Origin of the sequence: Halomonas sp. A29 (assembly GCF_046723295.1) — a bacterium.
Classification (GTDB): domain Bacteria; phylum Pseudomonadota; class Gammaproteobacteria; order Pseudomonadales; family Halomonadaceae; genus Halomonas.
On sequence record NZ_JAXQPR010000001.1, the window covers coordinates 168,609 to 191,611 of the forward strand.

The 23,003-nt window shown below is 65.0% G+C and carries 28 protein-coding genes; 2 read left to right on the plus strand and 26 right to left on the minus strand.

Annotation, left to right across the window (positions count from 1 at the left end):
- Positions 1-25: 25 nt before the first annotated feature.
- From SPH52_RS00815 to SPH52_RS00825, 3 genes are all read right to left on the minus strand, one after another.
- Positions 26-898, minus strand: a complete 873-nt coding sequence (locus tag SPH52_RS00815) for a bifunctional nuclease domain-containing protein (protein ID WP_411793091.1) — start codon at positions 896-898, stop codon at positions 26-28.
- A 96-nt stretch (positions 899-994) separates the two neighbouring features.
- Positions 995-2,272, minus strand: a complete 1,278-nt coding sequence (locus SPH52_RS00820; RefSeq protein ID WP_411793092.1) for a Y-family DNA polymerase — start codon at positions 2,270-2,272, stop codon at positions 995-997.
- On the minus strand, positions 2,269-2,727 hold the full coding sequence (locus SPH52_RS00825) for a LexA family protein (RefSeq protein WP_411793093.1): 459 nt from the start codon (positions 2,725-2,727) through the stop codon (positions 2,269-2,271). Before SPH52_RS00825 ends, SPH52_RS00820 begins: the two co-directional genes overlap by 4 nt.
- A 158-nt stretch (positions 2,728-2,885) precedes the next feature.
- Between SPH52_RS00825 and SPH52_RS00830 the strand changes: the two genes are divergently transcribed.
- The gene (locus SPH52_RS00830) at positions 2,886-4,163 is read left to right on the plus strand and encodes an MgtC/SapB family protein (protein ID WP_411793094.1); all 1,278 of its coding nucleotides are present in this window, start codon (positions 2,886-2,888) and stop codon (positions 4,161-4,163) included.
- A gap of 31 nt (positions 4,164-4,194) precedes the next feature.
- Here the strand turns inward: SPH52_RS00830 and SPH52_RS00835 are convergent, their stop codons facing one another.
- From SPH52_RS00835 to SPH52_RS00910, 16 genes are all read right to left on the minus strand, one after another.
- On the minus strand, positions 4,195-4,557 hold the full coding sequence (locus tag SPH52_RS00835) for a DUF1428 domain-containing protein (RefSeq protein WP_411793095.1): 363 nt from the start codon (positions 4,555-4,557) through the stop codon (positions 4,195-4,197).
- Positions 4,558-4,600: 43 nt separating this feature from the next.
- Entirely contained in the window at positions 4,601-5,848 is a 1,248-nt protein-coding gene (locus SPH52_RS00840; protein ID WP_411793096.1) for an RNA polymerase sigma factor, read from the minus strand.
- A gap of 9 nt (positions 5,849-5,857) precedes the next feature.
- Positions 5,858-6,217, minus strand: coding sequence for a YciI family protein (locus tag SPH52_RS00845; RefSeq protein WP_411793097.1), 360 nt, complete (start codon positions 6,215-6,217; stop codon positions 5,858-5,860).
- A 108-nt stretch (positions 6,218-6,325) separates the two neighbouring features.
- Complete coding sequence (locus tag SPH52_RS00850; protein WP_411793098.1) at positions 6,326-7,375, minus strand: EscU/YscU/HrcU family type III secretion system export apparatus switch protein; 1,050 nt, start codon at positions 7,373-7,375, stop codon at positions 6,326-6,328.
- Entirely contained in the window at positions 7,372-8,217 is an 846-nt protein-coding gene (gene sctT / locus SPH52_RS00855; protein WP_411793099.1) for a type III secretion system export apparatus subunit SctT, read from the minus strand. Before sctT ends, SPH52_RS00850 begins: the two co-directional genes overlap by 4 nt.
- 6 nt (positions 8,218-8,223) lie before the next feature.
- Positions 8,224-8,493, minus strand: coding sequence for an EscS/YscS/HrcS family type III secretion system export apparatus protein (locus tag SPH52_RS00860; protein ID WP_411793100.1), 270 nt, complete (start codon positions 8,491-8,493; stop codon positions 8,224-8,226).
- 5 nt (positions 8,494-8,498) lie between these two features.
- A complete protein-coding gene (gene sctR / locus SPH52_RS00865; RefSeq protein ID WP_411793101.1) occupies positions 8,499-9,155 on the minus strand; it encodes a type III secretion system export apparatus subunit SctR in 657 nt (218 codons plus the stop codon).
- Positions 9,148-10,290, minus strand: a complete 1,143-nt coding sequence (gene sctQ, locus SPH52_RS00870) for a type III secretion system cytoplasmic ring protein SctQ (protein WP_411793102.1) — start codon at positions 10,288-10,290, stop codon at positions 9,148-9,150. The genes sctR and sctQ overlap by 8 nt, the downstream gene beginning before the upstream one ends.
- Positions 10,278-10,766: a hypothetical protein gene (locus SPH52_RS00875; protein WP_411793103.1), complete on the minus strand. Its 489-nt coding sequence runs from the start codon at positions 10,764-10,766 to the stop codon at positions 10,278-10,280. The genes sctQ and SPH52_RS00875 overlap by 13 nt, the downstream gene beginning before the upstream one ends.
- Positions 10,763-12,100 (minus strand): FliI/YscN family ATPase, encoded by a 1,338-nt coding sequence (locus SPH52_RS00880; protein WP_411793104.1) that lies wholly within the window; start codon positions 12,098-12,100, stop codon positions 10,763-10,765. The genes SPH52_RS00875 and SPH52_RS00880 overlap by 4 nt, the downstream gene beginning before the upstream one ends.
- A complete protein-coding gene (sctL, locus tag SPH52_RS00885; RefSeq protein WP_411793105.1) occupies positions 12,097-12,693 on the minus strand; it encodes a type III secretion system stator protein SctL in 597 nt (198 codons plus the stop codon). The genes SPH52_RS00880 and sctL overlap by 4 nt, the downstream gene beginning before the upstream one ends.
- Positions 12,665-13,357: a hypothetical protein gene (locus tag SPH52_RS00890; protein ID WP_411793106.1), complete on the minus strand. Its 693-nt coding sequence runs from the start codon at positions 13,355-13,357 to the stop codon at positions 12,665-12,667. Before SPH52_RS00890 ends, sctL begins: the two co-directional genes overlap by 29 nt.
- Entirely contained in the window at positions 13,354-14,118 is a 765-nt protein-coding gene (gene sctJ, locus SPH52_RS00895) for a type III secretion system inner membrane ring lipoprotein SctJ (protein ID WP_411793107.1), read from the minus strand. Before sctJ ends, SPH52_RS00890 begins: the two co-directional genes overlap by 4 nt.
- Before the next feature lie 32 nt (positions 14,119-14,150).
- The gene (locus SPH52_RS00900) at positions 14,151-14,555 is read right to left on the minus strand and encodes a hypothetical protein (protein ID WP_411793108.1); all 405 of its coding nucleotides are present in this window, start codon (positions 14,553-14,555) and stop codon (positions 14,151-14,153) included.
- An 83-nt stretch (positions 14,556-14,638) separates the two neighbouring features.
- The gene (locus SPH52_RS00905) at positions 14,639-14,818 is read right to left on the minus strand and encodes a hypothetical protein (protein WP_411793109.1); all 180 of its coding nucleotides are present in this window, start codon (positions 14,816-14,818) and stop codon (positions 14,639-14,641) included.
- A 37-nt stretch (positions 14,819-14,855) separates the two neighbouring features.
- Positions 14,856-15,353, minus strand: coding sequence for a hypothetical protein (locus SPH52_RS00910; protein ID WP_411793110.1), 498 nt, complete (start codon positions 15,351-15,353; stop codon positions 14,856-14,858).
- A gap of 328 nt (positions 15,354-15,681) precedes the next feature.
- Here SPH52_RS00910 and SPH52_RS00915 point away from each other — a divergent pair, with 328 nt between their 5' ends.
- Positions 15,682-16,449: a tetratricopeptide repeat protein gene (locus tag SPH52_RS00915; protein ID WP_411793111.1), complete on the plus strand. Its 768-nt coding sequence runs from the start codon at positions 15,682-15,684 to the stop codon at positions 16,447-16,449.
- Positions 16,450-16,501: 52 nt separating this feature from the next.
- Here SPH52_RS00915 and SPH52_RS00920 read toward each other — a convergent pair whose 3' ends face one another.
- The 7 genes from SPH52_RS00920 to SPH52_RS00950 form a co-directional block, all read right to left on the minus strand.
- The gene (locus tag SPH52_RS00920) at positions 16,502-16,930 is read right to left on the minus strand and encodes a hypothetical protein (RefSeq protein ID WP_411793112.1); all 429 of its coding nucleotides are present in this window, start codon (positions 16,928-16,930) and stop codon (positions 16,502-16,504) included.
- Between the two features lie 17 nt (positions 16,931-16,947).
- Positions 16,948-18,291 (minus strand): type II and III secretion system protein family protein, encoded by a 1,344-nt coding sequence (locus SPH52_RS00925; RefSeq protein WP_411793113.1) that lies wholly within the window; start codon positions 18,289-18,291, stop codon positions 16,948-16,950.
- 44 nt (positions 18,292-18,335) lie between these two features.
- On the minus strand, positions 18,336-20,534 hold the full coding sequence (sctV, locus tag SPH52_RS00930) for a type III secretion system export apparatus subunit SctV (RefSeq protein WP_411793114.1): 2,199 nt from the start codon (positions 20,532-20,534) through the stop codon (positions 18,336-18,338).
- A complete protein-coding gene (locus SPH52_RS00935) occupies positions 20,531-20,863 on the minus strand; it encodes a hypothetical protein (protein WP_411793115.1) in 333 nt (110 codons plus the stop codon). The genes sctV and SPH52_RS00935 overlap by 4 nt, the downstream gene beginning before the upstream one ends.
- Positions 20,860-21,258, minus strand: coding sequence for a hypothetical protein (locus SPH52_RS00940; protein WP_411793116.1), 399 nt, complete (start codon positions 21,256-21,258; stop codon positions 20,860-20,862). The genes SPH52_RS00935 and SPH52_RS00940 overlap by 4 nt, the downstream gene beginning before the upstream one ends.
- 45 nt (positions 21,259-21,303) lie before the next feature.
- The gene (locus tag SPH52_RS00945; RefSeq protein ID WP_411793117.1) at positions 21,304-22,542 is read right to left on the minus strand and encodes an FHA domain-containing protein; all 1,239 of its coding nucleotides are present in this window, start codon (positions 22,540-22,542) and stop codon (positions 21,304-21,306) included.
- A 127-nt stretch (positions 22,543-22,669) separates the two neighbouring features.
- Positions 22,670-22,870, minus strand: coding sequence for a hypothetical protein (locus tag SPH52_RS00950; RefSeq protein ID WP_411793118.1), 201 nt, complete (start codon positions 22,868-22,870; stop codon positions 22,670-22,672).
- Positions 22,871-23,003 lie beyond the last annotated feature (133 nt).

Genomic DNA, 23,003 nt, shown 5'->3' on the forward strand with positions numbered 1-23,003 from the left:
TCGCCTCGCAGCCTCTTCCACGCGATCAAGTGCGAATGCCGGGCACGTCATGCCGTAGCCGCGGTACGGGCTGCGGCGGTGGAACGTCGGTGGTGACCTCCAGCTCGCTCTCCTCGCCTTCCTGCCAGTAGCGTAGCCGGGCATCCTCATCCACGGCGGTGTCACGCACCAGCTCGAGGTAGCGCAGCGGCGTATCGGGCACCTCGCCGTTGACCTCGAGCAGCAGCGCACCGGGCTGAAGGCCGGCATCCGCAGCGGGTCCGCGTACGTCACTGACCAGCACGCCGGGACTGTCGGGCAGGCCCAGCGCCTCGCGCAGATCCTCGGTTACCGGAGTGACGGTAATCCCGAGCGCCACGACCACTTGATCGTCCAGCCCTTCGTACTCGATCTCTCTGGCCGCCTCGAGCACCTGGGGCGCCACATGAATGCTCGCCCCCGCATAGAGCGCCAAAGCGATGGCATCGCTGGGCCGACTGTCGATGAGCAGCGTCTCTTCACGCCCCGGCAGGCGCAGCTCCAGCATGCCGAGAAAGGTGTGATCGACGATGGCATCGACGTAGACCCGCTCCAGGGTGGCGTCGATTCCGCCGAGTACGTCACTCAGCAAGTCATGGGTCATGGGCCGAGGCGTGCGTTCCCCGGCCAGCCCGCGCAGGATGGCCCCCGCCTCGTTGACGCCGATGAAGATCGGGATGACTTCCCGCGCGCCCGGCTCGCGCAGCAGCACCACCGGCGGTCCGCCGAAGCCAGCCAGGCCCACCGTGGCGACTTCCACCTCGACCATCTCGTCGATTTCAGCGGCGAGCTCACGCGCGCCCGCAGCCAGCGAGCCCGTCAGCAGCACGGTACCGCACAGCAACGACAGCAGGCAGCGCCAGCGAATTGGCCATGGCATAGGTATCTCCCGCGAGCAGGGTTCGCCTTCAGCATGGCACCCATGGTGCCCCCCTGCCATGTGGTTGCCGGCAACCCCAAGAGGGTGGCGCCTTCATCATTGCGTCTTGGCCGTCACCAGTTCCTTCCAGCAGGTGGTGTAGCGCTGAGTGCGGCGCTGGCAGCGCAGTTCCCAGGCATTATCCTTGTGCGGCAGACCGAAGCGCACCGTATCGCGCCCCATCTCCCGGTTGAGGTGATCGAGGGTAGCCATCAATCGTCGGCTGCGGTCACGTCGCTTCTCATCGGTGGGGTCATCCAGCAGCGAGAGCTGACTGCGCTCGGCATCCATCAAATCCAACAGCATTACGCCGCATTTCTGGTAGCGATGCCCTTCGAGAAAGATCGCTGTCAGTGCCTGGTGCACCGCGGCAAGGATGCTTGGCGTGTCGTCACAGGGCTCCGGTAATGCCACGACATGACTATTGGCGTACTGGGCGTCCCTTGAACGGTGCGGATTGGTGCGCACGAAGACGAGCACCGCACGGGCCAGGCTGCCCTGGCGGCGCAATTTCTCGGCAGCCCGGGTGGCATGCTGCCGCGTGGCGGCCTGCAGGTCGGCAAGCTCGCTGCTCAACTTGCCGAAGGAGCGCGACACCAGGATGCGCTGGCGTGGCATGGACAGGTCCTCGAGTTCGATGGTCGAATGGCCGCGTAGCTCCCAGACGACACGCTCAAGTACGACCGAAAAGGACCCACGGATCCACTTGGGATCGGCCTGTCGCAGTTGCCAGGCCGTCTCGATACCCATCAGTTGCAACCGCTCGGCTGTTCGCCGGGCTACGCCCCACAGGTCAGAAACCGGCAGTTGCTCAAGCACCTGGCAGGTTACGTCACTATCGGCCTCGAGCAGGCACACGCCTTCGTAGCCCAGCTCACGCTTGGTCAAGCGGTTGGCCAGCTTGGCCAGCACCCGAGTGGGGGCCAGGCCCACGCCGGCCGGGATACCCGTCCAACGCTGCACTGTCTCACGCAGTCGCTGGCAATGGGCTTCCAGCGCCCCAGGCTCAAAGCCGGAAAAGTGCACGAAACTCTCATCGATCGAATAGAGCTCCACCACTGGGGAGAATTCAGCGAGCACTTGGTTCACCCGGCGTGAGACATCGCCGTAGAGGGCGTAGTTGCTGGAAAGCAGCACGGACTGGCGGCGGATAGCCGGGGGCAACTGATGCAATGGCGCCCCCATGGCCACGCCTAGCGCCTTGAGCTCCCGTGAGCGCGCCACCACGCAGCCATCGTTATTGGAGAGTACACCTACCGGCAGCCCTTCCAGACGCGGATCGAAGGCCCGCTCACAGCTGACGTAGAAGCTATCGCCATCGACCAAGGCGATCATGGCAAGGCCCCCGGCAAGGCATGAACGACATGGGTCACCACGCCCCACACATGGCATTCGCGCCCTTCCAATGGAATCGGCGCAAAGCTTGGGTTGCTGGCCAGCAGTACGGTGCGCCCGCGCTGGTGGGCCAGCCGCTTGACGGTGAGCTCACCATCCACCGCTATCACGATCACCCGTCCGGGCAACGGCTCCAGACTGCGGTCCACCACCAGCAAGTCGCCATCGTGGATACCGTCACCTCGCATCGAATCTCCTTCGGCGCGCACGAAATAGGTGGATGCTGGACGCCGCACGACATATTCGTGCAGGTTGAGGTCGCCATCCAGATGATCGTCGGCAGGGCTGGGGAAACCGGCCCGCACCCGGCAGCCCAGCAAGGGCTGGGCTTGCAGACCGGCTCCCGTGGTGGCACTGCAGACGGCGCGCAAGAAGGAGAAAGGGGCAAGCTCCATGGGGCCTCCAAACAAATACTGTAATCATATACAGTATTCGACATGGATCCGTCCCTTGGCAAGCGCTTCGCGAACGGAAAACGCCGACCATCCACAGTTGAAGGTAGCGGCCTAGCGTTCCACGCTAGAGGGAGAGGCTTTCCAGGGAAGGAAACGGCATGGACGACCTTGCCAGCGACTTTCTGGCCGATAATACCGTTCTCATGGAGCTTGCCGTGGCATTGCTGCTGGGTGCGCTGATCGGCATCGAGCGCGGCTGGGTTGCGCGCGAGCGGAAGTGGGGCGAGCGTGTGGCCGGGGTGCGCACCCATGCCTTGGTGGGCCTGTTCGGTGGCATAGCGGCCCTGCTCGCGGAAGTGCTGACGCCCTGGGCCTTTCCACTGATTTTCCTGGCCGTGGCAATCATCGCCCTGGTCGGCTACCGCGCTCGCATGGAGCAGAGCCGCGACTACAGCATCACCGGCCTGATCGGACTGCTGCTGACGTTCTGCTTCGGCTCCCTGGCGGTGGCGGTGAACATCGCCCTGGCCACGACCTGTGCAGTGGTCACGGCGCTGATCCTCGACAACAAGCGCGAGATCCATGGCCTGCTCAACAAGCTGCAGGCCAACGAGCTCGACGCCGGTCTCAAGCTGCTGCTGATCAGCGTCGTGATGCTGCCGCTACTGCCCAACGAAGACATGGGCCCTGGCGGCGTACTCAACCCCTACGAGATCTGGTGGCTGGTGGTATTGATCGCCTCGATCTCTTTCATCGGCTATTTTGCCGTGCGCCTCGGCGGCACCGAAAAAGGCATTCTGTTCACCGGACTGTTCGCCGGGCTCACCTCCTCCACCGCCCTGACCCTGCAGTACGCCCGCCAGGCACGCCGCGAACCGCAGCTCGCCCCGATGCTCGCCGCCGGCATCCTGCTGGCCTGCGGCACCATGCTGCCGCGCCTCTTGCTCTATGCCGCTCTGCTCGGCCCCACGTTGCTGCCGCAACTGGCGGCACCGGTCGCGACCATGGGCGTGACGCTATACCTGCCGGCGCTGTGGCTATGGCGCCGCCACCGCCGCAATCCCAAGGCCGACCGGCCGATGACCCAGAACCCCCTTGAGCTGCGCGCCGCACTGCTGCTCGGCGCCCTGCTGGCGGTAGTCATGGTGCTGGGTGAGTGGCTGCGGGCCTGGCTTGGCGCTGCCGGCGTCTACCTGCTGGCCGCCGTCTCCGGCATGGCGGATGTGCATGCCGTTGCCCTGTCGCTGAGCCGCATGGCCACGAACACCATCGAACCCTCCACCGCCGTGCTGGGCATCGTGCTGGCGGCCTCGGTCAACAATTTGTTCAAGATTGTGCTGGCCGTCAGTGCCGGCAATGCTCACCTGGCCCGCTGCATTGCCGGCCCGACATTGGCTTCCGCAGTGGCGGGACTAGTTGTCGCCTGGCTGGTCTAGGGTCTGGGGTTCCAGGGGCTAGGTCCAGGGGCTAGGGCAGCCTCAGCACCTCGCGAAACCCACCCCAGATCATGCGCTTGCCGTCGAACGGGTGGTTGGCCGGATCCATCATGTCTGCCATGCGTGGGTCTTCCATCACCTTGGCATTGATGCGGTCACGCTCCTCACGCGAGGCATAGAGGATCCAGGAGAAGATCACCGTCTCCCCCGGTTCGAGCTTGACGCTCTGGGGGAAGGAGGTATGCTCTCCCGGCTTGACGTCATCGGCCACGCACTCCACGTACTCCAGCGCGCCATGCTCGCGCCAGACCTCGCCGGCCCGCCGGGCCATGTCCAGGTAGGCGTCGAGGTTCCCTTCGGGAACCGGCAATACGAAACCATCGACGTAGCTCATGGGATGTCTCCTGAGTTATGAGTTGGGGATGGGCCAATAGGCCTCATCCCTCTTTCGAGCGAGCCAACGGCAAATCGACATCGGTGGCATTCGCCAGCACCTCGCGCAGGCGGCGCTCGAGGAAACGTCGCTCAGCCCCCTGGGTTGCCAGCGCCAGCGCCTGGCGATAATGCACCGCCGCCTCATCACGACGGCCCAGCCGGCGCAGCAGATCGGCCCGCGTGGCCGGCAGCAGGTGATAGCCAGGCAGGTGAATCTTGTCGAGTAGTTCCAGTCCCGCTTCCAACCCGTCGGCCATGGCGATCGCCACGGCTCGGTTGAGTGCCACCACCGGTGTGGGCTGAAGGGCGTACAGCAGGCTGTAGAGCGCGGCGATGCGCCGCCAGTCGGTCTCTGCCGGCGTCAGCGCCTGAGCATGCAGCGCGGCAATGGCAGCCTGCACCGCGTAGCCGCCGAGCACGCCACCACGCAGCGCGATGCCAACATGCGCGCTGCCCTCCTCTATCTCGTCGGCATGCCAGCGCGAGCGATCCTGCTCCTCCAGCAGCACGATATCGCCAGCCGCGTCGGTCCGCGTATCGCGTCGAGAATGGTGCAGCAGCATCAGCGCCAGCAGGCCACGTGCCTCGCGCTCCGCCGGCAGCAGCCGTACCAACATTCGCCCCAGGCGAATCGCCTCGGCGCAGAGGTCGCCGCGCACCCAGTCGTCGCCGAAGCTGGCCGCATAGCCTTCGTTGAAGATCAGGTAGATCACCGCCAGCACCGACTCCAGGCGCTCGCCCAGGGCCGTGTCGTCGGGCACTTCGAAAGGAATGCCGGCGTCGCGGATCTTGGCCTTGGTCCGCACCAGCCGCTGGGCCAGGGTCGGCACCGGCACCATGAAGGCGCGGGCGATCTCCTCGGTACGCAACCCACCCAGGGTATGCAGCGTCAGTGCCACCTGGGCGGGTCGTGCCAGGGCCGGATGGCAGCAGGCGAAGATCAGGCGCAGGCTGTCGAGCGGCTCGGCCTCGAGGTCGGTGTCCAGCAGCAGCTCCAGGTGCTGGCGCAGCTCGTCGCCCTTGCGCTCGCGCATCTGCTGATGACGCAACTGGTCGACCACCTTGTGGCGGGCGGTGGAGATCAGCCACGAGGTCGGGTTCGGCGGCCAGCCCTGCGCCGGCCACTGCACCATCGCCGCCTCGAAGGCCGCCTGCACGGCATCTTCCGCCAGTTCGAAGTGACCGAAGCGGCGAATCAGGCTGGCCAGCACACGGCCATACTCGCGGCGATAGAGATCGTCCAGGGTCACTCAATTTCCTCACAGTCGATAGGCAGGATCCACCGGTCGCACTTCGACCGAGCCGCCGACCCGCAGCGGCGGAATACGCCGGGCCAATCCCAGGGCCTCGTCCAGGTCGCGACACTCCACCACATGGAAGCCACCCAGCTGTTCGCGACTCTCGGCAAAGGGGCCATCCAGCATCACTACCTTGCCGTTCTGCTCACGCAGGGTGGTGGCACTGTCCACCGATTGCAGCCGGGCACCGCCACGGTAGTGGCCGCTGGTGACCATCTCCTGGATCAGGGCGTTGTAATCGTTCATGACCGAGTCGCGCTCGGCATCCGGCAAGCCGTTCCACAGCGCCTCGTCGATACAGCACATCAGCATGTATTGCATGGTGGTCTCTCCTGGATGGTTCATAAGACTAGCGCATCCGCCGTCATTCATAAGTCGCGCGAGCCCTATCGAGATCGACATTGCGACATCGTTCAGACGGAACTGGCTCTAGATGAGCCCGGCTGCCACCAGCTCATCGGCGACCGCCTGGAACGTATCTTGAGGAATCGGCCCCCCGTTACCGGCCCGCTTGGCGATTCGAGCCGCCAGGCCTGGTCGGTTGGCTACGGTGACCCCGCGAGCGGCAGCCGATGCAAGCAGCGCGGCGGACTCCTCGGGGGAGGCCTTGCAGACCACCACCGGCACGGGAGTCTCGCCCTTGACGTAGCGCAGCCCTACCAGCCAGTCACCGGCCGCACCCAGCATGAGCGAGGCATTCTCCATACCGGTTCGTGCGCTATGGGCATACAGGTCGCGCCGTTCGCGCTGACGGGCACGGCGAATCTCGGGGTCACCCTCCATGTCCTTCCGTTCACGCTTCTGCTCGGTCTTGGTCATGCGTTGATCGCGTCGGAACAGCCAGCGCTGCATCAGCACGTCGATGGCACCGACCACCAGAAACGCCACCAGGGCGGTAATGATCAGCGGCTTGAGTAGCGCCATGAAGATGCCATCCAGGCAAGCGAAGCCACAGCGCGGCGAATCCATCAGGGGTTGCAGGCCCAGTCGGAAGACAATCACGAACGCCGTGGCCAGGGCAGACATCTTGATCAGCGACTTGACGAACTCGATCACACCGCGAGCCGAGAAGATTCGCTTGAAGCCCTCGGCAGGATTGATGCGCTCGAACCTCGGCTTGATCGGGTCCACCGAGAATACCGGGCCACGCATGATCAGGATATTGGTCAGCACGGCAGCCACGACGGAAATGATGATGATCGGCAGTACCGAGCGCACCACGATCTCCGCGCCCAGCGCCAGCATGCGTGGCCACAGGGTATCGAAAGGCTCGTGGTAGAGGCGCGTGGTAGTGCTGATGAGGTGGCGAACCCGCTGCTCGATGCCACCGGCGGCCATGACGAGATAGAGCGTGCAGCCAAGCATCACCATGGCGGTAACCATGTCCGAGCTCTTGCTCACCTGCCCTTTCTTGCGCGCATCGCGCAGCTTCTTTTCGGAGGGCGGGAGCGATTTCTCTTCGCTGGGTTTCTCGCTCATGCGCTTCCCTGCCCTGCAGACAGCCCGAAGGCGCCGCTCAATAGCGTCTCGAGGCGGCGATAGCCATCACCCAGCGTGCCGAGTTCTTCCACCAGCAGCGGTATCAGGAAGACGATGTAGATCAGCATCAGGAAGGTGAAGAGCAGGTTCTTGATCGCCAGCGACAGCGAGAACACATGCAGGCTGGGTGCCATGCGCGCCAGGTAGGCTAGCATCAGGTCGGCGACCAGGATGGCGATCACCAGCGGTGCGACCATCATCACGCCCACCCGCATCACCTGGTCCAGCATTTCCAGCATCGTCAGGGCGGTACGGGTCTCCAGCACCGGCACGAAGCGCTCCACCGGCCACAGCGCATAGCTCGCATAGAACGCCTCGAGCATGACCATGAAGCCTCCCGAGACGAAGAACAGCGCCACCAGGGTCACCACCAGCAGCGTGCTGGTGACACCGGACTCGGTACTGCCCATCGGATCGAGTAGCTGCCCCATGGTCGAGGCACGCTGCAGGTCGACCAGCTCCCCCGCCACTTCCGCCGCCCAGAAGGGGATGCCGAACACCACGCCGATGACCGCGCCGATCATCAGCTCCTTGACCAGTAGAGAGGCGAGGCCGAAGGTCGACAGCGGCCCCATCGACGGCAATGCGGAGAAGATGAACGGTATCATCGGCAAGGCAATGGTCACGGCAACGGCGGAGCGGATCATCCCGGTCAGGCCGAGTCGGTTGAAGGCCGGGGTGATCAGGATCACTCCCAGCGCCCGGGCCATACCAAGAGATGCAGCCACGAGCATGGGGTAGACCAGCTCGGTAAGAAGGGGAATGATCTCGTCGAACGCCATGCGACCTCAGCGCGTCCAGGCGGCAAAGTTGTCCAGCACCTGGTCGGTCAGGTTGACGAGCTGCCCTACCAGCAGCGGCCCTCCCACGATTAGCACCAGCATGATCACGATGACCTTGACCGCCTGGGGCAGGGACTGGTCCTGAATCTGCGTCAGTGCCTGCAGCAGGCCGATGCCGAAACCGATCACGATGGCTGCCAGCAGCGCAGGCGCGGAGAGCAGCAGCACGGTCCACAGGGCATTGTTCATCAGCGTGAGGAAGATCTCGCCGGTCACGGTGGCTAGCCTCCGTAGCTGAGTATCAGGCCATGCATCAGGCGCGACCAGCCGTCCACGGCAACGAACAGGAAGATCTTCAGCGGTACCGAGATCAGTGGCGGCGCGACCATCACCATGCCCATCGCCATGAGCACGTTGGCTACCACCAGGTCGATGACCAGGAACGGGATGTAGATCAGAAAACCGATCTCGAAGGCACGCACAAGTTCGGAGGTGACGAAGGCCGGGATCAACACCACCAGGTCGTCGTCCTGAAGATTCTCACGCGCTTGCTCCGACCAAATGTTCTGCGTGGCATCGATGAAGAAGGCACGCTCACGCTCGTTGGCGTAGAGCGACAGGTACTCCTGGAGCGGTTCGCGCAGCAGCGCTCCGGTCTCGCGGATGTCCTCGATGCTCTCCAACGAGCCGCCATGGTTCTCGAGCCGATAGGCGATCTCGCCAACGAGCGGCGTGGTGATGTAGACCGTCAGTACCAGGGCGATGCCGTACAGCACCAGGTTGGGCGGCGTTTGCTGGATGCCCAGGGCATTGCGAATCAGAAACAGCACCACGGCGATCTTGAGAAATGAGGTCATGGTCACCACCGCCAGGGGCAGCAGCCCCAGGCCGGCCATGACAATGATCATGCCGACCAGGTTGGGCTCGAACTCATTCATCGCCCATGAACCTCACGATCTGCACGCCCAAGCTATCGCCGATCTCCACCAGCCGCCCCTGCCCCATGGGTCGCCCATTGACGACCAGGTCCACGGCTTCTCCCGCCGGTCGGGACAGCGGCAACACGCTCCCCGGACCCAACTCACGCAGCTCGCCGAGCGAGAGCTCCAGACGGCCGAGTTCACACACCAGACGCATCGGCAGGCTATCCAGGGCCGCCGCATCCGTGGGTGGCGGTTTCGGGCTACGAGGGTTTTCTGCCATGTCGTCACGCCTCCTGCCATTATTGAAGGGATTGTTACCGAGGGAATCGCTGTCGGTTCTTGTTGATGGGGGTGCATTGAGGTCGTCGCCATGCCCGGCCATCGGCGACGCCAGCAGATGCAGGCCATCCTCTTTCTCTGTCACCTCGGCCATTGGACGCCCGGCGAACGCCAACGCCCTGGTCGGGCGCTCGAGCAGCACCACGTCTCCCGGCATCAGGCTGCGCAGCTCGTCCAGCCGCAGTCGCTGATGGCCGGCAATCCACTGCACGGGAAGGGACAACGCCGAGCAGGGCCTGGGTTCGACGGCGGGAAGTGCCTCCAGCAGCGGTGCGATGGCCCTCATCGCGGCAGCGCCCAAGGTCAGGGCCAGTTGGCCGGTGCGCCCATCGGCCTCCAGATGCAACGAGATGCGCATGGCCGCGATCTCCCCGCTCGGGGGAGGCGCCGCGTCCAGCCGCAGGGCAACACCCAAGCGCGCTTCCAGGGGCTCGATCCACTCCAGCAGGGCGTACTCCAGCCACAGTGCCGTGAGATCGGGTTCGCATGCCTCCAGCCCAGCGCGCAGCGCCAGGCGATCGGTCAATAGCGCCAGGCTGTCATGGCAGAGATGCAGCAGCGCGGGAGCGCTGCCGATCGACAATCCCAAGGTCACGGGCAGAACGGACGGCTCAACCTCCGGGACCACGGATAGCCGCAGCGCCCGCTCGCCCAGGGAGAGAACAAGTGCGGGGCGAGGGCGATGCAGCGCGTTGAGCATGGCCACCTGCTCCGGCGACAACCGGGGCAGTCGCGCCGCCACGGCCATGCTCCCTTCCCTCGCTGCCGAATCCTGTCGCCCCGCCGCCGCCATCAGGTCTAGCTTCGCCATTCCGGCCCTCCGCGCGGCAAGGTGTCTTCGAGGTCCGCCTCGAGGCGGCCCTCCTGCACGATGCGATCGCTCAGCTCGCGCCGCTCGGACAGCTTCTCCAACGCCTCTCGGGCATGGGAACGCTGCTTCCAGACCTCGGCCTGCCGGGAGCACTCCTCGAGCAACCGGCTTCGCTCCCGCTCGGCTGCCGCACGTGCTTCGGCCAGTTCGATCTGGCGCCTCTGATGATCGTCAATGGCCTGGCGCGCCTGCTCCAGCTCCGCCGGCGACAGGGTGGATCCCTCCGCCGCCTCGAACCATGCCTGCTCGAGCCGATCGAAATCGCTCTGCTCGCGCGCCAGGGCAAGGCCGAGTTCGTCGATGCGGCGAGCCTCGTCCCGACAACGCCGCTGCTGCGCCATCAGGGCTGCTGCGGCCTGGCGTTCGCGTCGCTCGCGCAGCGCCATGAGTTGCTCGAGTCGGAAGCGGTCGGTCATGACAACAGCTCGTTCATGCGCTTCAGGGTCTCCTCGAAGTTGCTGTGCTCCCCCTCGCTCTGGCGCAGGAAGGCTTCGATGGCGGCATGCCTGGCAACCGCCTCGTCGGTATGAGGATCGTTGCCCTCGCGGTACTCGCCGACCTGCAGCAACAGCTCGACGTCGCGGTGGCGCGCCAGCAGATCGCGAATCCGACTGGCATTGCGACGCTGTTCGTTCGAGATGACCGTATCCATCAGGCGACTACGGCTGGCGAGGACGTCGATGGCAGGAAAATGGTCGCGCTTGGCCAGGTCGGCACTGAGCACGATGTGGCCGTCGAGGATGGCGCGTGTCTCCTCGGCGACCGGATCGAGGCTACCGTCGCCCTCGGTGAGCACGGTATAGAGTGCAGTGATACTGCCGCGGGCGCCGGGACCCGCCCGCTCCAGCAGGCGCGGCAAGGCGGCGAAGAGCGAAGGCGGATAGCCACGCCGGGTTGGCGGTTCGCCGGCGGCCAGGCCGATCTCGCGCTGGGCGCGGGCAAAGCGTGTGATGCTGTCGACCAGCAGCAGGACGTCGCGCCCCTGGTCACGGAAGTGTTCCGCCACGGTGGTAGCGACCATGGCGGCCCGTGCCCGCTCGATAGCCGGGCGATCGGACGTGGCCACCACGCAGACCGTACGTTGTCGGGCCTTGGCATCGAGCTGCACGTCCAGCAGCTCGCGCACTTCACGGCCACGTTCGCCGACCAACCCCAGCACGATGACCTCCGCCTCGCTGCCGCGCACGATGGCAGAAAGAAGCGACGACTTGCCCACCCCGGGCTCGCCGAAGATGCCGATACGCTGACCACGCGCCACGGTCAGCAGGCCATCGATGGCGCGAATGCCCAGCGCCAGCGGATGCTGGATCAGCTGGCGCGCCAGGGGACTGGGCGGTTCAGCATGCACAGGGCAGATGCGCAAGGTATCGACATCGCGCTCCGGCGCGGCATCGATGAAGGTGCCCAGCGGGCTGATCACCCGTCCCAGCAACGCCTCCCCCACCGGCACGCCCTGTGGCCCTCCGGTAGCGATGACCTCGGCCCGGGTGGACATGCCCTGCAGGTCGCCGATGGGCGAGAGGATGGCGTGCTCCTCCTCGAAGCCGATCACCTCGGCGGCGACATGGCGTCCGCTCAACGGGTCACGCAGGTAGCACAGCTCACCGATGCCGGTGCCGTCGACGCTGGCGTGCACCAGCAGGCCGCGAATGCGCCGCACACGGCCATGCACCGGACGCAGTTTGGCATCTTCCAGCCGCGCACCCAGCCGCGGCAGCAGCGCATCTAGGTCGATCTTTGGGGGCGTCATGGCTGCGGCTCCTGGCCACTCGTCAGCGCTCGGCGCAGGGCGGTCAGCTGGGCATCGAGCCCGACATCGACGATCGCCACCGGGCTGACCAGCAGGCACTGGCCCGGACCCAGTTGCGCATCGCCTTCGACACGATAGGCAGGGCCTTCGGGTATCGACGGCCCCTGAGCCAACAGCGCTTCGACGGCCGCCACCCGCTCCGGCGCGACGCGCACGCTGACCCGCATGTCGTGGCGGAATTCGCGCAGGGCCTGGCGCGCGCAGCGACTCACCAGCTCGGCGTCGTCGTACTCACCCAGGATACGGCGCACCATGCGCAGGGAGAGTTCGGCCAGCGCCTGGTCGAGCCCCGCCAGGTAGCGCTCCACCCGCTGGGTGGCCTGCGCCAACAGCTCGGCTGCCTGGGCTTCGCCTTCCCGGCGCCCTTCTTCGAAGCCGTCGGCATAGGCGCTGGCCGCGGTATGTCGGGTCCTCGACTCCACCTCCCTGGCGTTCGCCCGGGCACGCTCGAGAAAGGCATAGCCATCAATCCAGGCCTGGGCCTCATCGCTACGCAGGATGACCTTACCCGGACGTGTCGGCAGTTGATGCATGCTCTGACTCCCTGATCTCGGCACCCACGATGGCGGCGGCGCAGCGCACGATGCGTGGCCCCTGCTGGTAAACCTCGGGGGTAGCGTCCTGCGCCTCCTCCGGCAAATTTGCGGTCGGCCCCAACCTCAGCCAGGCGGCGAGTTCGGGCGGTTGCAGCGCCAGCCAGGCCGAGACGCAGGCCTGCCCATCGCGGCGTACCTCCCGCGCCAGCGTCTCGATGTCGTCACCGCTCGCTGCCGCCACCGACAGTTCGCGGTTGGCCAGCGCGGCGGCGAAGGCGGCGGCGCCGAAGCGCTCCTTGAGTGCCACTACTCGCGGTGCGCGAATTTCACGTACGAAGGCGGTGGCATGGCAGATCACACCGCAATAATGAACCAGCGTGACACCGGCCTGCGCTGGCAATACCAGTAGCCGTGCATCCTCTTCGGTGGGTACGGGCATCGCCTCGGGCGGCGTCAGGCCATGCCGGTCGATCAATCGCTGCGCCAGGCGGCTTTGAAAGCGGGGATGGCGCGCCAGCACTTCCAGGGTGGCATCGTCGGCGATTCCGCCCAGACACGCATGCAGCCAAGGACGTGCAACGCAGCGCGTCGGTGCCTCGACGAAAGATCGCCAAGCCGCGGCTGACGGCCCCCGTTCGGCGGCGGTATTCGCTTCGCTCATGCGGGTGGCTCCAGGTCGTAGGGGGCACGCCGACGCCTCTGCCAAACCATCCACCCCACCGCCGCGCCCAGGCCCAGCAGCAGGACGATGAAGGTACCGAAGAGCCAACTGAGCCTTCCGGCGCTGCTCGCCGGCATGGCGATGCCGAGAAAAGCGCTCGTCTGGGATGGCGAGACCTCCACCCGTGACTCCAGCCTCACGGCCGCCACCGGCACCACCGAGACGTTGTCGTAGGAGAGCCCGGCAATGCCATTGGCCACCAGGGTCTTGATCCGCGGTATCAGCGGCCCTACCTCGAGCTCGGGCGCGTGACGAATGAATACCGAGGCCGACGAGGGCGTGCTGTTCTGGCGCATCAGGTCATTCTCGGGAAGAACGACATGCACGCGCGCGGTGAGTACACCGTCGATCTGCGACACCGTATGCGACAGCTCTTCGCTGAGCGCATAGAGCATCTGCGCACGCTCCTGCACCGGCGACGAGACCAGGCTATTGCCCTGGAAGATGTCGCCCAGGTTGGAATAGCGCTCCTGGGGCAGCCCCAGGCGATCCAGTATCTCCACCGCCTCGGCAAAGCGATCCTTGTCGACGGTAACGGTCATGCGGCCGCCATCGGCGGCAACCCGCTTGGCGGGAATGCCATGCCTGGCCAGCGTCGCCACCATGACGTTGGCCTCGCGCTCACTAAGATCGGTGTAGAGCTCGGTGTCACAGGCCTGCAGCAGCAGCGCCATGGCGAGGATCGGCAGCGCTCGGAGCAAGCCCCGGCATCGTTGGGCGAGTCGCAAGCGCATTATCCTCGTAGCAACGTCGAACAGGCACCCGACGTCTGGGCAGCACAGGACGCCATCAATCGCGCCTCGACCGCGTGGTCGAACATCGTGCCGAACGCTTCGATCATTCGTTCGAACTGGGCGTCACCCAGCGCTTCGGCATCGCCCCCCTCAGCGCCCTCTCCCCTCGCCACCGGCTGGGAGGCGCTACTCCCCTCGCCACCCTGGCCGGAAGAGAACGCCTGCATCCGCTCGAAAGTGCCTTCCAGCCGATTGAGGATGTTCTCGCCCAGCTCGGCCGGGGTCACCGCCTGCAGGGTCGAACCGGAAACGCGCGCCATATGCTCGAACAGATTCTGCTCGGCAAGCGTTCCGGAATTCGCCACGCCCTCCGTCATCGGGGCAGGCGTCGCGCCTGTCGTCATCGCAGACATCATCACGAATCACCTCATCACGTGTGCCTGAACGGCAGACATCGCCTGCCGCGCTCATGCCATGGCCTGCGACCTCAGCCCTCGTCCTTGAGCATGTCGCCGGCATAGTCCATCAGGTGCATCATCGCCAGGGATCCCACCGCCTGGCCGACGATGGCCTGGACCTGTGCATTCTCCACGGCAGCATCGAAAGCCTGCTGATCCGTGCTGGACAGGTCGCTGCCACCGGGTGCACCTACGGGTTCAGTCGCCATGATCACTACCTCCTTTGCCTTTTCTTTGTTGTCACCGTCATTCGTTGACGGCGGTCTCAGTGGTTCCGCCACGGAATACCCGAACACCGGATGGACCGCGCGGGGTCGGTTGGCGCAAGCGCTCGACGTGCCTGGCCACGTTGTCTATCCATGCCGGCGGCCCCCAGGCCTGGAGCGTCGAGCCGCCGTCCACCAGTCGCACCCGCAGGGGCGAGCCGACACGGGATCTTTCTATGTCCTCCATCAGGCGCTGCGAGTCGATTCCATTGAGTTCGAAGCGGCGCTGGGTCATCTCTCCTCGCGTAGCGACATGCAGTACACCACCATCGAAGAACCAGGCCAGGCCGTTGGCCGCGCTCACTCGCTCGAGGAATTCCTCGGCGCTACCGGCGCGTATATCACCTCGCACCCGGCCTTTCACTTCACGCGAAATCTCTACGGGAAGCGACAGGTTGTGCCCCATTTCGCGGAGCACGTCGCGCACGTCCTGGTCGATGATGACGTAGCGATACTCGCGCTCCTTCCACTCCTCCATTGGCCATCCATTTGATGGTTCCTCCGCCATGCAATTTCCAGGAACAGCGAAGAATCCCGCGCCAAAAATGGCAAAAGCTGCGCAGCCATTGCGTCTTGATGGCGAAAAGAGTTTCAACATAAACGAATACATAAAAGAGAGACCTTCCCCTATACCAAGAAGGAAATAGGTGCAGTAATATCGAAACGCCTTTGCTTGGAAAGCAGACGGCCTTTCCTGGAATACCCATAACGGACAATTCTTTGGAAAACGTGTTTGGTGACAAGCAAATTCGGGGCGTGCTTTCACGTACGAGGAGGTTTCATCGGTGATACGCAACGACATACAAATGGCCACTCTGCTGCTCTCCTGCCTGGCGCTCAGCGCCTGCTCTACCATCGGCAGCGGCCCGAGCGGGGAAGAGGCCCGCCTACTCAGCCTGGCGGATAACATCGGCCAACGCGGCGACCACGCCACGGCCGCCGCCATGTACGAGCGGGCGGCAGAGCTTTCTGCCGATGACCCGCAGATCCACGTGCGTCTCGGCAATGCACGGCTCGCCGCTGGCAATGCGGAAGCCGCCAAGGCCTCCTTCCGCACCGCTCTCAGGCTGGATATCGAAAACGCCGATGCCCTGCTGGGGCTGGGCACGGCCCAGCTGCGGCTCGGTGAAACCGAGAGCGCGGTACGCAACCTGCAGAAGGCGGCCCCAGAGGTGAACACCCTGGCGGCCTGGAGCCGCCTGGGTGCCGCCCAAGCCCTGATGGGCCAGGGAGAATCGGCGCAACACGCCTTCTCGCAGGCGGTAGCGCTCTCACCGCACAGCCCCGATGCCCTCACCAACCTGGCGCTGGCGCATTCATTGGCAGGCGACAGCAATGAAGCCATCGAGCTGATGCGTCGTGTCAGCGACTCACCGCTGGCAGAGGAGAGACACTTCCGCAACATGATTCTGGTGCTGGTACTGGCCCAGGATCTGGAGCAGGCAAACAGCATCGCACTGCCCGAAATGTCTGCCAGCCAGCGCCATGCGCTGATCGAGCAGGCCTCGCGCATCGGCGAGATCGCGGACCCCGCCAGCCGGGCCCGCGCCATGGGCCTGGCCATGGCACGGTAACGCCCCCCCTGGGGCCAAGTGCCCCAGGGAAGGCGTAGCTGCAGGCTAACGCTCACAGGCCCCCCGTGGTGGCGCTGCGGCTGGAAGAGCCGCGCGCTTCAGACTCGAGCGCAACACGGCGACTATTGGCACGCTCCCTGTCTTCCAGGCGCTCGCGGGCCGCCGCCGCTACCGGACCACCCCTCGCTGGCCCCATCTCGCGGCCGTGGAGCAGGTCGCCGGGGCGCTCGACCATGGCTTGCAGATTGAGGTCATTGGCGCAGCCAGGTGGCAGGGGCACGATGCCGGCCTGCCCAGGGGAGACCCGGCAGGTATTGGGCGCGATGGCACGCCGCAACGACTCCGTATCACTCCCCTCTGGTTCGCTCACCTGCCGATAACCGGTATCCCAGGAGATCGGCCCCATGGACGAGACACAGCCGCTCAGCAACAGCGCCAAGGGGAGTAGTTGCCAGGGTCGCAGGCCTGTGTAATAGCGCATGCCTTCGTTCTCCTTGTTCATTGCAGGTGGAAGCCGAAGGGATCGTCGCTCACGACCCGATAGGCACTGCTCGTATCGAGCCTTCCCTCGTCACCAACGACCCGGGCATGGTCCATCGGCAACCGCACCGGCGCCGAGGTAGGTTCGACGATATAGGGGGTAATCAGGATCACCAGCTCGGTTTCGTTGCGCTGGAAGCGGCGCGAGCGGAACAGGTTGCCGAGGATCGGGATATCGCCCAGCACGGGAATACGCTCGATGTTGTTGAAGGTGTCGCGCTGGAACAGGCCGGCTATGGCAAAGGTTTGTCCGCTACCCACTTCCACCAGAGTGTCGGCGCGCCGAACCTGCAGCCCCGGCACGCTGATGCCCCCAACCTGCACGCTGCTGTTGGTCAGGCTGCTTACCTCGGGGCGCACCTGCAGCGAAATGCGATCGTTTGGCAGCAGCACCGGCGTGAACAGCAGCGAAACGCCGAACTGCTTGTACTCGATGCCGACTAGGTCGCGATTGACAGGTACCGGGATGGGGATCTCGCCGCCGGCCAGGAAGCTGGCGGTTTCACCGGTTACCGCTGTGATGTTGGGTTCGGCCAGGATCTGCAGCAGCCCGTTCTCCTGCAGCGCCTGCAGCAGCCCGTCGATGCTGTCCCCCCTCGCGCCCAGTGTGCCGAAGGTCATGCCGGCCTGGGAGCCGGGCAGCACGCCCAGCGACAGGGAGCCGTTATTGATCAGCGCGCTCCAGCTGACGCCATACTGCAGCAGCTCTTCACGCGACACTTCGGCGAAGCGCACGCGCAGGTTGATCTGGGTGCTACCCCGGTAGGTGGTGGCATCCAGCGATCGCCCCTGCTCAGGCGTATGGCTCTCGAGCGTCGACTGGATGGCGATGGCGCTGTCGACGTCCGCACTTTCGCCCTCCGCTACCAGTTGGTTGCCGGCCATGCGCAGCACAATCGGCGCTCCGCCTCCCGCCCCTTGCAGGGCCTGGTTGACCGCCTGGGCGCCATCACGCACCTGCAGGCGCATCGATGCCTGGGTACGCTCGTCCGCACCCAGCACGATCAGATTGGTATCGCCCTGGGCCTTGCCGAAGAGGTAGAGCACTCCCGGAGAGACGACCTGTACGTCGGCAATATCGGGATCGGCCACGAACACAGAAGCGGCCGGCTCGCCGAAGCGCAGAATTCGCCCTTGCCCGGTCTCCAGCGTGAGCCCCTGCTCCCCACCGGGGTCGACATTCTGAGCCTGCGCAGGGACCGCCAGTACGAGCCATGGCAGTAGCATTGCCAGGCAGCGGACCAGAAAATGGAAAGGTACTGTGCCAAGGAAGGAAGAAAGCGTCGAGGGTCTGGCTGCCATTGCAGTCATTGCTCCTTGAGAGGGAGGGTTGTTGTTCGAGTTGCTCATTCCGCTTCACCCTTAGGGGCTTGGGCAGCTTCACCGTCGCCCCGCGGATTCGCTTGCGGCAATCGCACCTGGGCCAGCGACTGGAGGCTGAACTCCGGCGCCACCTCGGACCAGGCGATGACCGGCAGATCCAGCTCATGCCGCTTCGCCCACTGCTGCAGCACCGGGCGTACGTCGGCGGACACTACAAGCACAGGTGATACATCGCTATCCAGCGCCTCCAGGCGTTGCTGAAACCAGAGATTCAAGGAGCGCGACAGCGATGCCGGTACGCTCCCACTCCTGGCAGCACCATCGGCACTACGCAGCGTTGCACGAATGGCCTCCTCGAGCTGGCGGGTCACCACCCAGGCCGGCAGTACCCGATCGGCCCGGGCAAAGCGATGACAGATCTGGCGTGACAGGGCGGCACGAATCCGCTCGGTCAGCCGCGGCACGTTCGCTTCCTGGGGCCCCCAGGTCACCACGGCCTCGAGGATGGTGCGCAGCGCACGCAGCGGAATGCCCTCATCCACCAGGCGCCGCAGAATGTCCGAGATCTTCTGCAGCGACACCACGCGCACCGCCTCGCCCACGAGTTCCGCGTAGTCCTGCTCCATGCGCGACAGAAGCGTGCGGGTTTCCTGAATGCCGACGAACTCTCCGGCATAGCGAGCCAGGGTGCGTTCCAGGCACAGACACAACACCTGATCGGCCCGTCGATAGCCGATCCCGGCTTCATCGAGGCGCTCGACTTCCTGTGCGGACACCCAGTGTCCCGATTGCCGACCCAACGGTGACGGGTGCTCGACGGCTTCGATCTCCAGCAACTCCAGGTGCATGGGATCGTCGTCGAGCAGTACCCGCTCGGCGGGAAACTCTCCCTTCATGATCGGGACTTCATCGAGCTCGATGGAAAAGTGGTGGGCTTCCAGTGTCGCATCGGTGCGCAGGCCGACTCCCGGCATTTCGATTCCCAGGCTAGCCCCGGCGCGACGGCGCGCATCGTCGAGCTCCCAACGCAAAGCATCGAGAGACAGGGCATCAGCCAGCGAGGCCGACAGGCAAAGCACCACGCGATTCGATCCATCCAATTGCGGAGCTGTGTCGGCACCCGACGTGGGCTCCGCGGGTGGTGCCGCTTCGGCCCCTGCGGGAGCGGCACCTGCCGGCATGGCCCCCGCAGGCGCCAGCTCTCCCCCAGCATCGGCCTGCGCCACCAGCCTGAGCTCCCGGCGGCGCATGATGAAGGCCGCGAAGCCCAAGCCTGCCGCCAGGGTGAGGAACACACCGGAAGCGAACCCTGGCACGAAGGCAGCGAAGAACAGGATGACGGCGGTCAGCCCCAGCGCTCGGGCACTCCTGCCGAGCTGACCGACGATTTCGCTGCCCAGGTCGCCGCTGTGGCCGGAGTTCGAGCTGACCCGCGTCACCACGGTGCCAGCACCGACGGCGATCAGCAGCGCTGGAATTTGCGCCACGAGCCCGTCGCCGACCGTCAGCAGCGAATAGGTGTTCACCGCCTCGCCGAACGACATGCCCCGCTTGACCATGCCGATCGACAAGCCGCCGATCAGGTTGACGCAGAGAATTACCAGCCCGGCAATGGCATCGCCCTTGACGAACTTCATCGCGCCGTCCATCGCCCCGTAAAGCTGGCTCTCCTGCTCCAGGCGCTGGCGCCGGCTGCGCGCTTCGCCCTGCTCGATGTCACCGTTGCGCAGGTCGTTGTCGATGCTCATCTGCTTGCCCGGCATGGCATCGAGAATGAAGCGGGCGGCCACTTCTGCAACCCGCTCGGCCCCCTTGGTGATCACCAGGAACTGGGCCACGGTGATGATCAGGAACACCACCAGCCCGATCATCACCTCGCCGGCGATGACGAAATTGCCGAACGCCGACACGATCTGCCCGGCATCGCCCTCGAGCAGGATCAAGCGCGTGGTGGTAATCGACAGCGCCAGGCGGAACAGCGTGGCCAACAGGATGATAGGTGGCAGCGAAGAGTACTCGACCGGGTGCGAGATATAGAATGCCACGATGAGGATCAGCAGGCTGAGGCCGATATTGATGCCGATCAGCGCATCCACCAAGGCCGTCGGCAAGGGGATGATCATCATGACCACCGCCAGCACGATGAACAGCGCGATGACCACGTCGCTGCGCTGGGCGGCCCGCTGGGCGACGAGATTGAGCTTTGCCAGAACCGCGCTCATGCATCCCCCCGCCGTTGCAGGTAGTCGCGGAAAAGCCGTCGGGCCTCATCCTTCTGCCCGGCCACCCACAGCGCCCGGCTCTGCAGCAACGTCAGCCCGGGCGAAGCCCCTTGCAGCCGCTCGAGGCGATCGATCGCTTCGAGCGCCCTCGGCGTATCGCCCACCGCGATGAAGGCCCGAACCAACGTGTGCAGGATGCCGGCATGATCGGGCGCGATATGTGCCGCGATCAGCAACAGCACCAGCCCACGCTTCGTTTCACTGCTCTTGAGGTAAAGATGTCCCATCATGTGCAACAGCTCCGCCGCTCCTTGGTCCCCTTCCCTCATCGTTCCAGCTCCTCGGCCTCGGCACGGCGCTCCACCCATTCCAGGCGCTGTGCGATCTCCTCGTTGAGCAACTGAACGGCCAGCTCGACCACCTCTCCCTGCATATCCACTTCGGGCAGTACTGCATCGACGACGTGCTGCAGCAGCCCGATGCTGCGCTCATCGGTATAGAGCGAAGGGTCGCCGGCGGTGGGTTGCGCCAAACGCTCGATCTGCTCCCGCAGTGAACCGCCCTGCTGACGACGTGTCTGGCTGCCCTCCACTGCCTTGGCGAAATCGGCTTGTCGCTCCGGATCGACGGGCTTGCTGCCGCCGGCCTCGCCGACATGGGGCACCGTTCCCGAGCTGGTGCGGAGACGATGATCGTCATGAATACGATCGGCGGTGACTCTCATGGTGTCGCCTCCATGGCAAGGGTGCCGTGCCGGCAGCGCTTTTCGCTACAGCGTCAGGGAGAATTCATCACTGCCACGGCGTACCGTGACGCGGTTGTCGGCGATCTCGGCCAGCACCCAGCCCTCCTGCAAGCCCGCACCGGGGTAGAGGCGCTCGCCTCTGGGCCCAACGACATAAGGATTCTCGCCGAACCACACCGCCTGGAACTGGAAAGCAGGAGCGTCAGGTGACAGCCCCGGGCGAGCTTCGCTAATCAGCAGCTGACTGCCGCCGTAGTGCTGGTCGAACCAATGCTGAACATCACGCCATTCGTCATAGCGCTCGGGGGGAAACTCACCGGCAACGACCAGATGGCTACCGGAGTCTCGAACCTGCAGGGCATTCAGCCCGGCTTCGGCAAGCCGCTGGGCCAGTGCCTCGCCGGGAGGAATGTCTGCGGCAATCAGCGAACGGGCCGCCTCGGCCGCCTGCGGATGCAGCATGCCCGTGGAATAGAGTGCACTGGCCGAGATACTGGCCCCGGCCTTGCCGACACCGACGAACTGGTAGATAGCGACGATTGCGAGAGTGGTGCAGAGTGCCGTCACGGCGGCGCTAGGCCTGGCCAGAACATCAGGTGACGCCTGGCGCACCTGAACCAGGCGTTGGCGCCAGCGCAGCGGAATCGGCGCCCGCTGCCACTGGCGGGCAATGGTGTTTCCCAGCGGCGCGAGCCAGCGACCGAGGCGTTGGCTTACAGGAGCCGTAACCCGCTCGAGGCGTGACCACAACCGCCCCATCCTGGCTTGAAGAGCCGTCACAATGGGTAGGGCAATGCGTCGTAGACAAGCCCGCATGGGGGCAAGCCGATGCTTCAGCGCTGCCCATGCCACAGGCGCACTCGCCCGTACGCGCCGCTGCAACTTATACGCACCCTGTTGGGCGCTCTGCAGGGCTGGCGGAAGCGCCAGCTCAGGGCGGGTGAGCGTGAGCCTCACCTCGCCAATGGCAAGGGTGACCGGCAAGGACGTGCGCCAGCCAGTGCCTTGCGCCAAGGGTTTGCCATTGGCCTCGACCGTACCGCCAACCGCCTCGATAGCCACCATGCGCGCGTGGAAGCGCAAGATGACATGCTCACTGGCAAGGTCGGCATCGCTCAACATCACGTCGCAGCTGGTCGCGGAGCCGATACGACAGACCGGCTGTTCGAGCGGCACGGCAACCCCCGCGTGAAGACCGCTCCTTACTTCCAGCGTGGAAAACACCTCGGTCGTCGGCAACAAGTACGAAGTCACGGAAGCCATGAACGCCACCTGTCATCAAATTCCACCACGCCCGGGCCCCATCCCGAGACATGACGGCAGCAATGCGCAGCCTGAACCTCAAGCACGAACGGACGCTGGTGCCCTGCCAGCGTCCGTCGTGACCGCATCAATTGTTCGGGCGTGCCGCCCTGGCGGTATCGACCTCGGTATTACCCTCGGTCTTGACCTTGCTGACCTCCATCGACTTCTTGGCGGCTTCGTCGAAGACGCTCTTCAGCTCCTGGACATCGATACCGCCACCGCCAGCACCGCCAGCGCCCGACACACCTTCACCTTGTTTCTTTTCCTTGATCTTGAAGATCGCCATGCCATGTCTCCTTTCTTGGTCTATGACAGAAAGAATCAAAATCAGAGAGTCAGCCCTCTCCATCAGCAGTCGCAAAAAAGCAACCATAAGTCGCAAAAGAGAAGCTATCACGCTGAATATCAACCCTCTTTCA

Bases quoted from the DNA above. Each gene is read 5' to 3' on its own strand.
- SPH52_RS00880 (WP_411793104.1), bottom strand. From the start codon at position 12,100: ATGACGCCCCCAAAGATCGACCTAGATGCGCTGCTGCCGCGGCTGGGT.
- SPH52_RS00900 (WP_411793108.1), bottom strand. From the start codon at position 14,555: ATGACGACAGGCGCGACGCCTGCCCCGATGACGGAGGGCGTGGCGAAT.
- SPH52_RS00925 (WP_411793113.1), bottom strand. From the start codon at position 18,291: ATGGCAGCCAGACCCTCGACGCTTTCTTCCTTCCTTGGCACAGTACCT.
- SPH52_RS00815 (WP_411793091.1), bottom strand. From the start codon at position 898: ATGCCATGGCCAATTCGCTGGCGCTGCCTGCTGTCGTTGCTGTGCGGT.
- SPH52_RS00935 (WP_411793115.1), bottom strand. From the start codon at position 20,863: ATGAGGGAAGGGGACCAAGGAGCGGCGGAGCTGTTGCACATGATGGGA.
- sctR (WP_411793101.1), bottom strand. From the start codon at position 9,155: ATGAATGAGTTCGAGCCCAACCTGGTCGGCATGATCATTGTCATGGCC.
- sctT (WP_411793099.1), bottom strand. From the start codon at position 8,217: ATGGCGTTCGACGAGATCATTCCCCTTCTTACCGAGCTGGTCTACCCC.
- SPH52_RS00950 (WP_411793118.1), bottom strand. From the start codon at position 22,870: ATGGCGATCTTCAAGATCAAGGAAAAGAAACAAGGTGAAGGTGTGTCG.
- SPH52_RS00830 (WP_411793094.1), top strand. From the start codon at position 2,886: ATGGACGACCTTGCCAGCGACTTTCTGGCCGATAATACCGTTCTCATG.
- SPH52_RS00825 (WP_411793093.1), bottom strand. From the start codon at position 2,727: ATGGAGCTTGCCCCTTTCTCCTTCTTGCGCGCCGTCTGCAGTGCCACC.
- SPH52_RS00915 (WP_411793111.1), top strand. From the start codon at position 15,682: ATGGCCACTCTGCTGCTCTCCTGCCTGGCGCTCAGCGCCTGCTCTACC.
- SPH52_RS00945 (WP_411793117.1), bottom strand. From the start codon at position 22,542: ATGGCTTCCGTGACTTCGTACTTGTTGCCGACGACCGAGGTGTTTTCC.
- SPH52_RS00890 (WP_411793106.1), bottom strand. From the start codon at position 13,357: ATGAGCGAAGCGAATACCGCCGCCGAACGGGGGCCGTCAGCCGCGGCT.
- SPH52_RS00905 (WP_411793109.1), bottom strand. From the start codon at position 14,818: ATGGCGACTGAACCCGTAGGTGCACCCGGTGGCAGCGACCTGTCCAGC.
- sctL (WP_411793105.1), bottom strand. From the start codon at position 12,693: ATGCATCAACTGCCGACACGTCCGGGTAAGGTCATCCTGCGTAGCGAT.
- SPH52_RS00940 (WP_411793116.1), bottom strand. From the start codon at position 21,258: ATGAGAGTCACCGCCGATCGTATTCATGACGATCATCGTCTCCGCACC.
- SPH52_RS00910 (WP_411793110.1), bottom strand. From the start codon at position 15,353: ATGGAGGAGTGGAAGGAGCGCGAGTATCGCTACGTCATCATCGACCAG.
- SPH52_RS00875 (WP_411793103.1), bottom strand. From the start codon at position 10,766: ATGACCGACCGCTTCCGACTCGAGCAACTCATGGCGCTGCGCGAGCGA.
- SPH52_RS00835 (WP_411793095.1), bottom strand. From the start codon at position 4,557: ATGAGCTACGTCGATGGTTTCGTATTGCCGGTTCCCGAAGGGAACCTC.
- SPH52_RS00850 (WP_411793098.1), bottom strand. From the start codon at position 7,375: ATGAGCGAGAAACCCAGCGAAGAGAAATCGCTCCCGCCCTCCGAAAAG.
- sctV (WP_411793114.1), bottom strand. From the start codon at position 20,534: ATGAGCGCGGTTCTGGCAAAGCTCAATCTCGTCGCCCAGCGGGCCGCC.
- SPH52_RS00920 (WP_411793112.1), bottom strand. From the start codon at position 16,930: ATGCGCTATTACACAGGCCTGCGACCCTGGCAACTACTCCCCTTGGCG.
- sctQ (WP_411793102.1), bottom strand. From the start codon at position 10,290: ATGGCGAAGCTAGACCTGATGGCGGCGGCGGGGCGACAGGATTCGGCA.
- SPH52_RS00820 (WP_411793092.1), bottom strand. From the start codon at position 2,272: ATGATCGCCTTGGTCGATGGCGATAGCTTCTACGTCAGCTGTGAGCGG.
- SPH52_RS00845 (WP_411793097.1), bottom strand. From the start codon at position 6,217: ATGCAATACATGCTGATGTGCTGTATCGACGAGGCGCTGTGGAACGGC.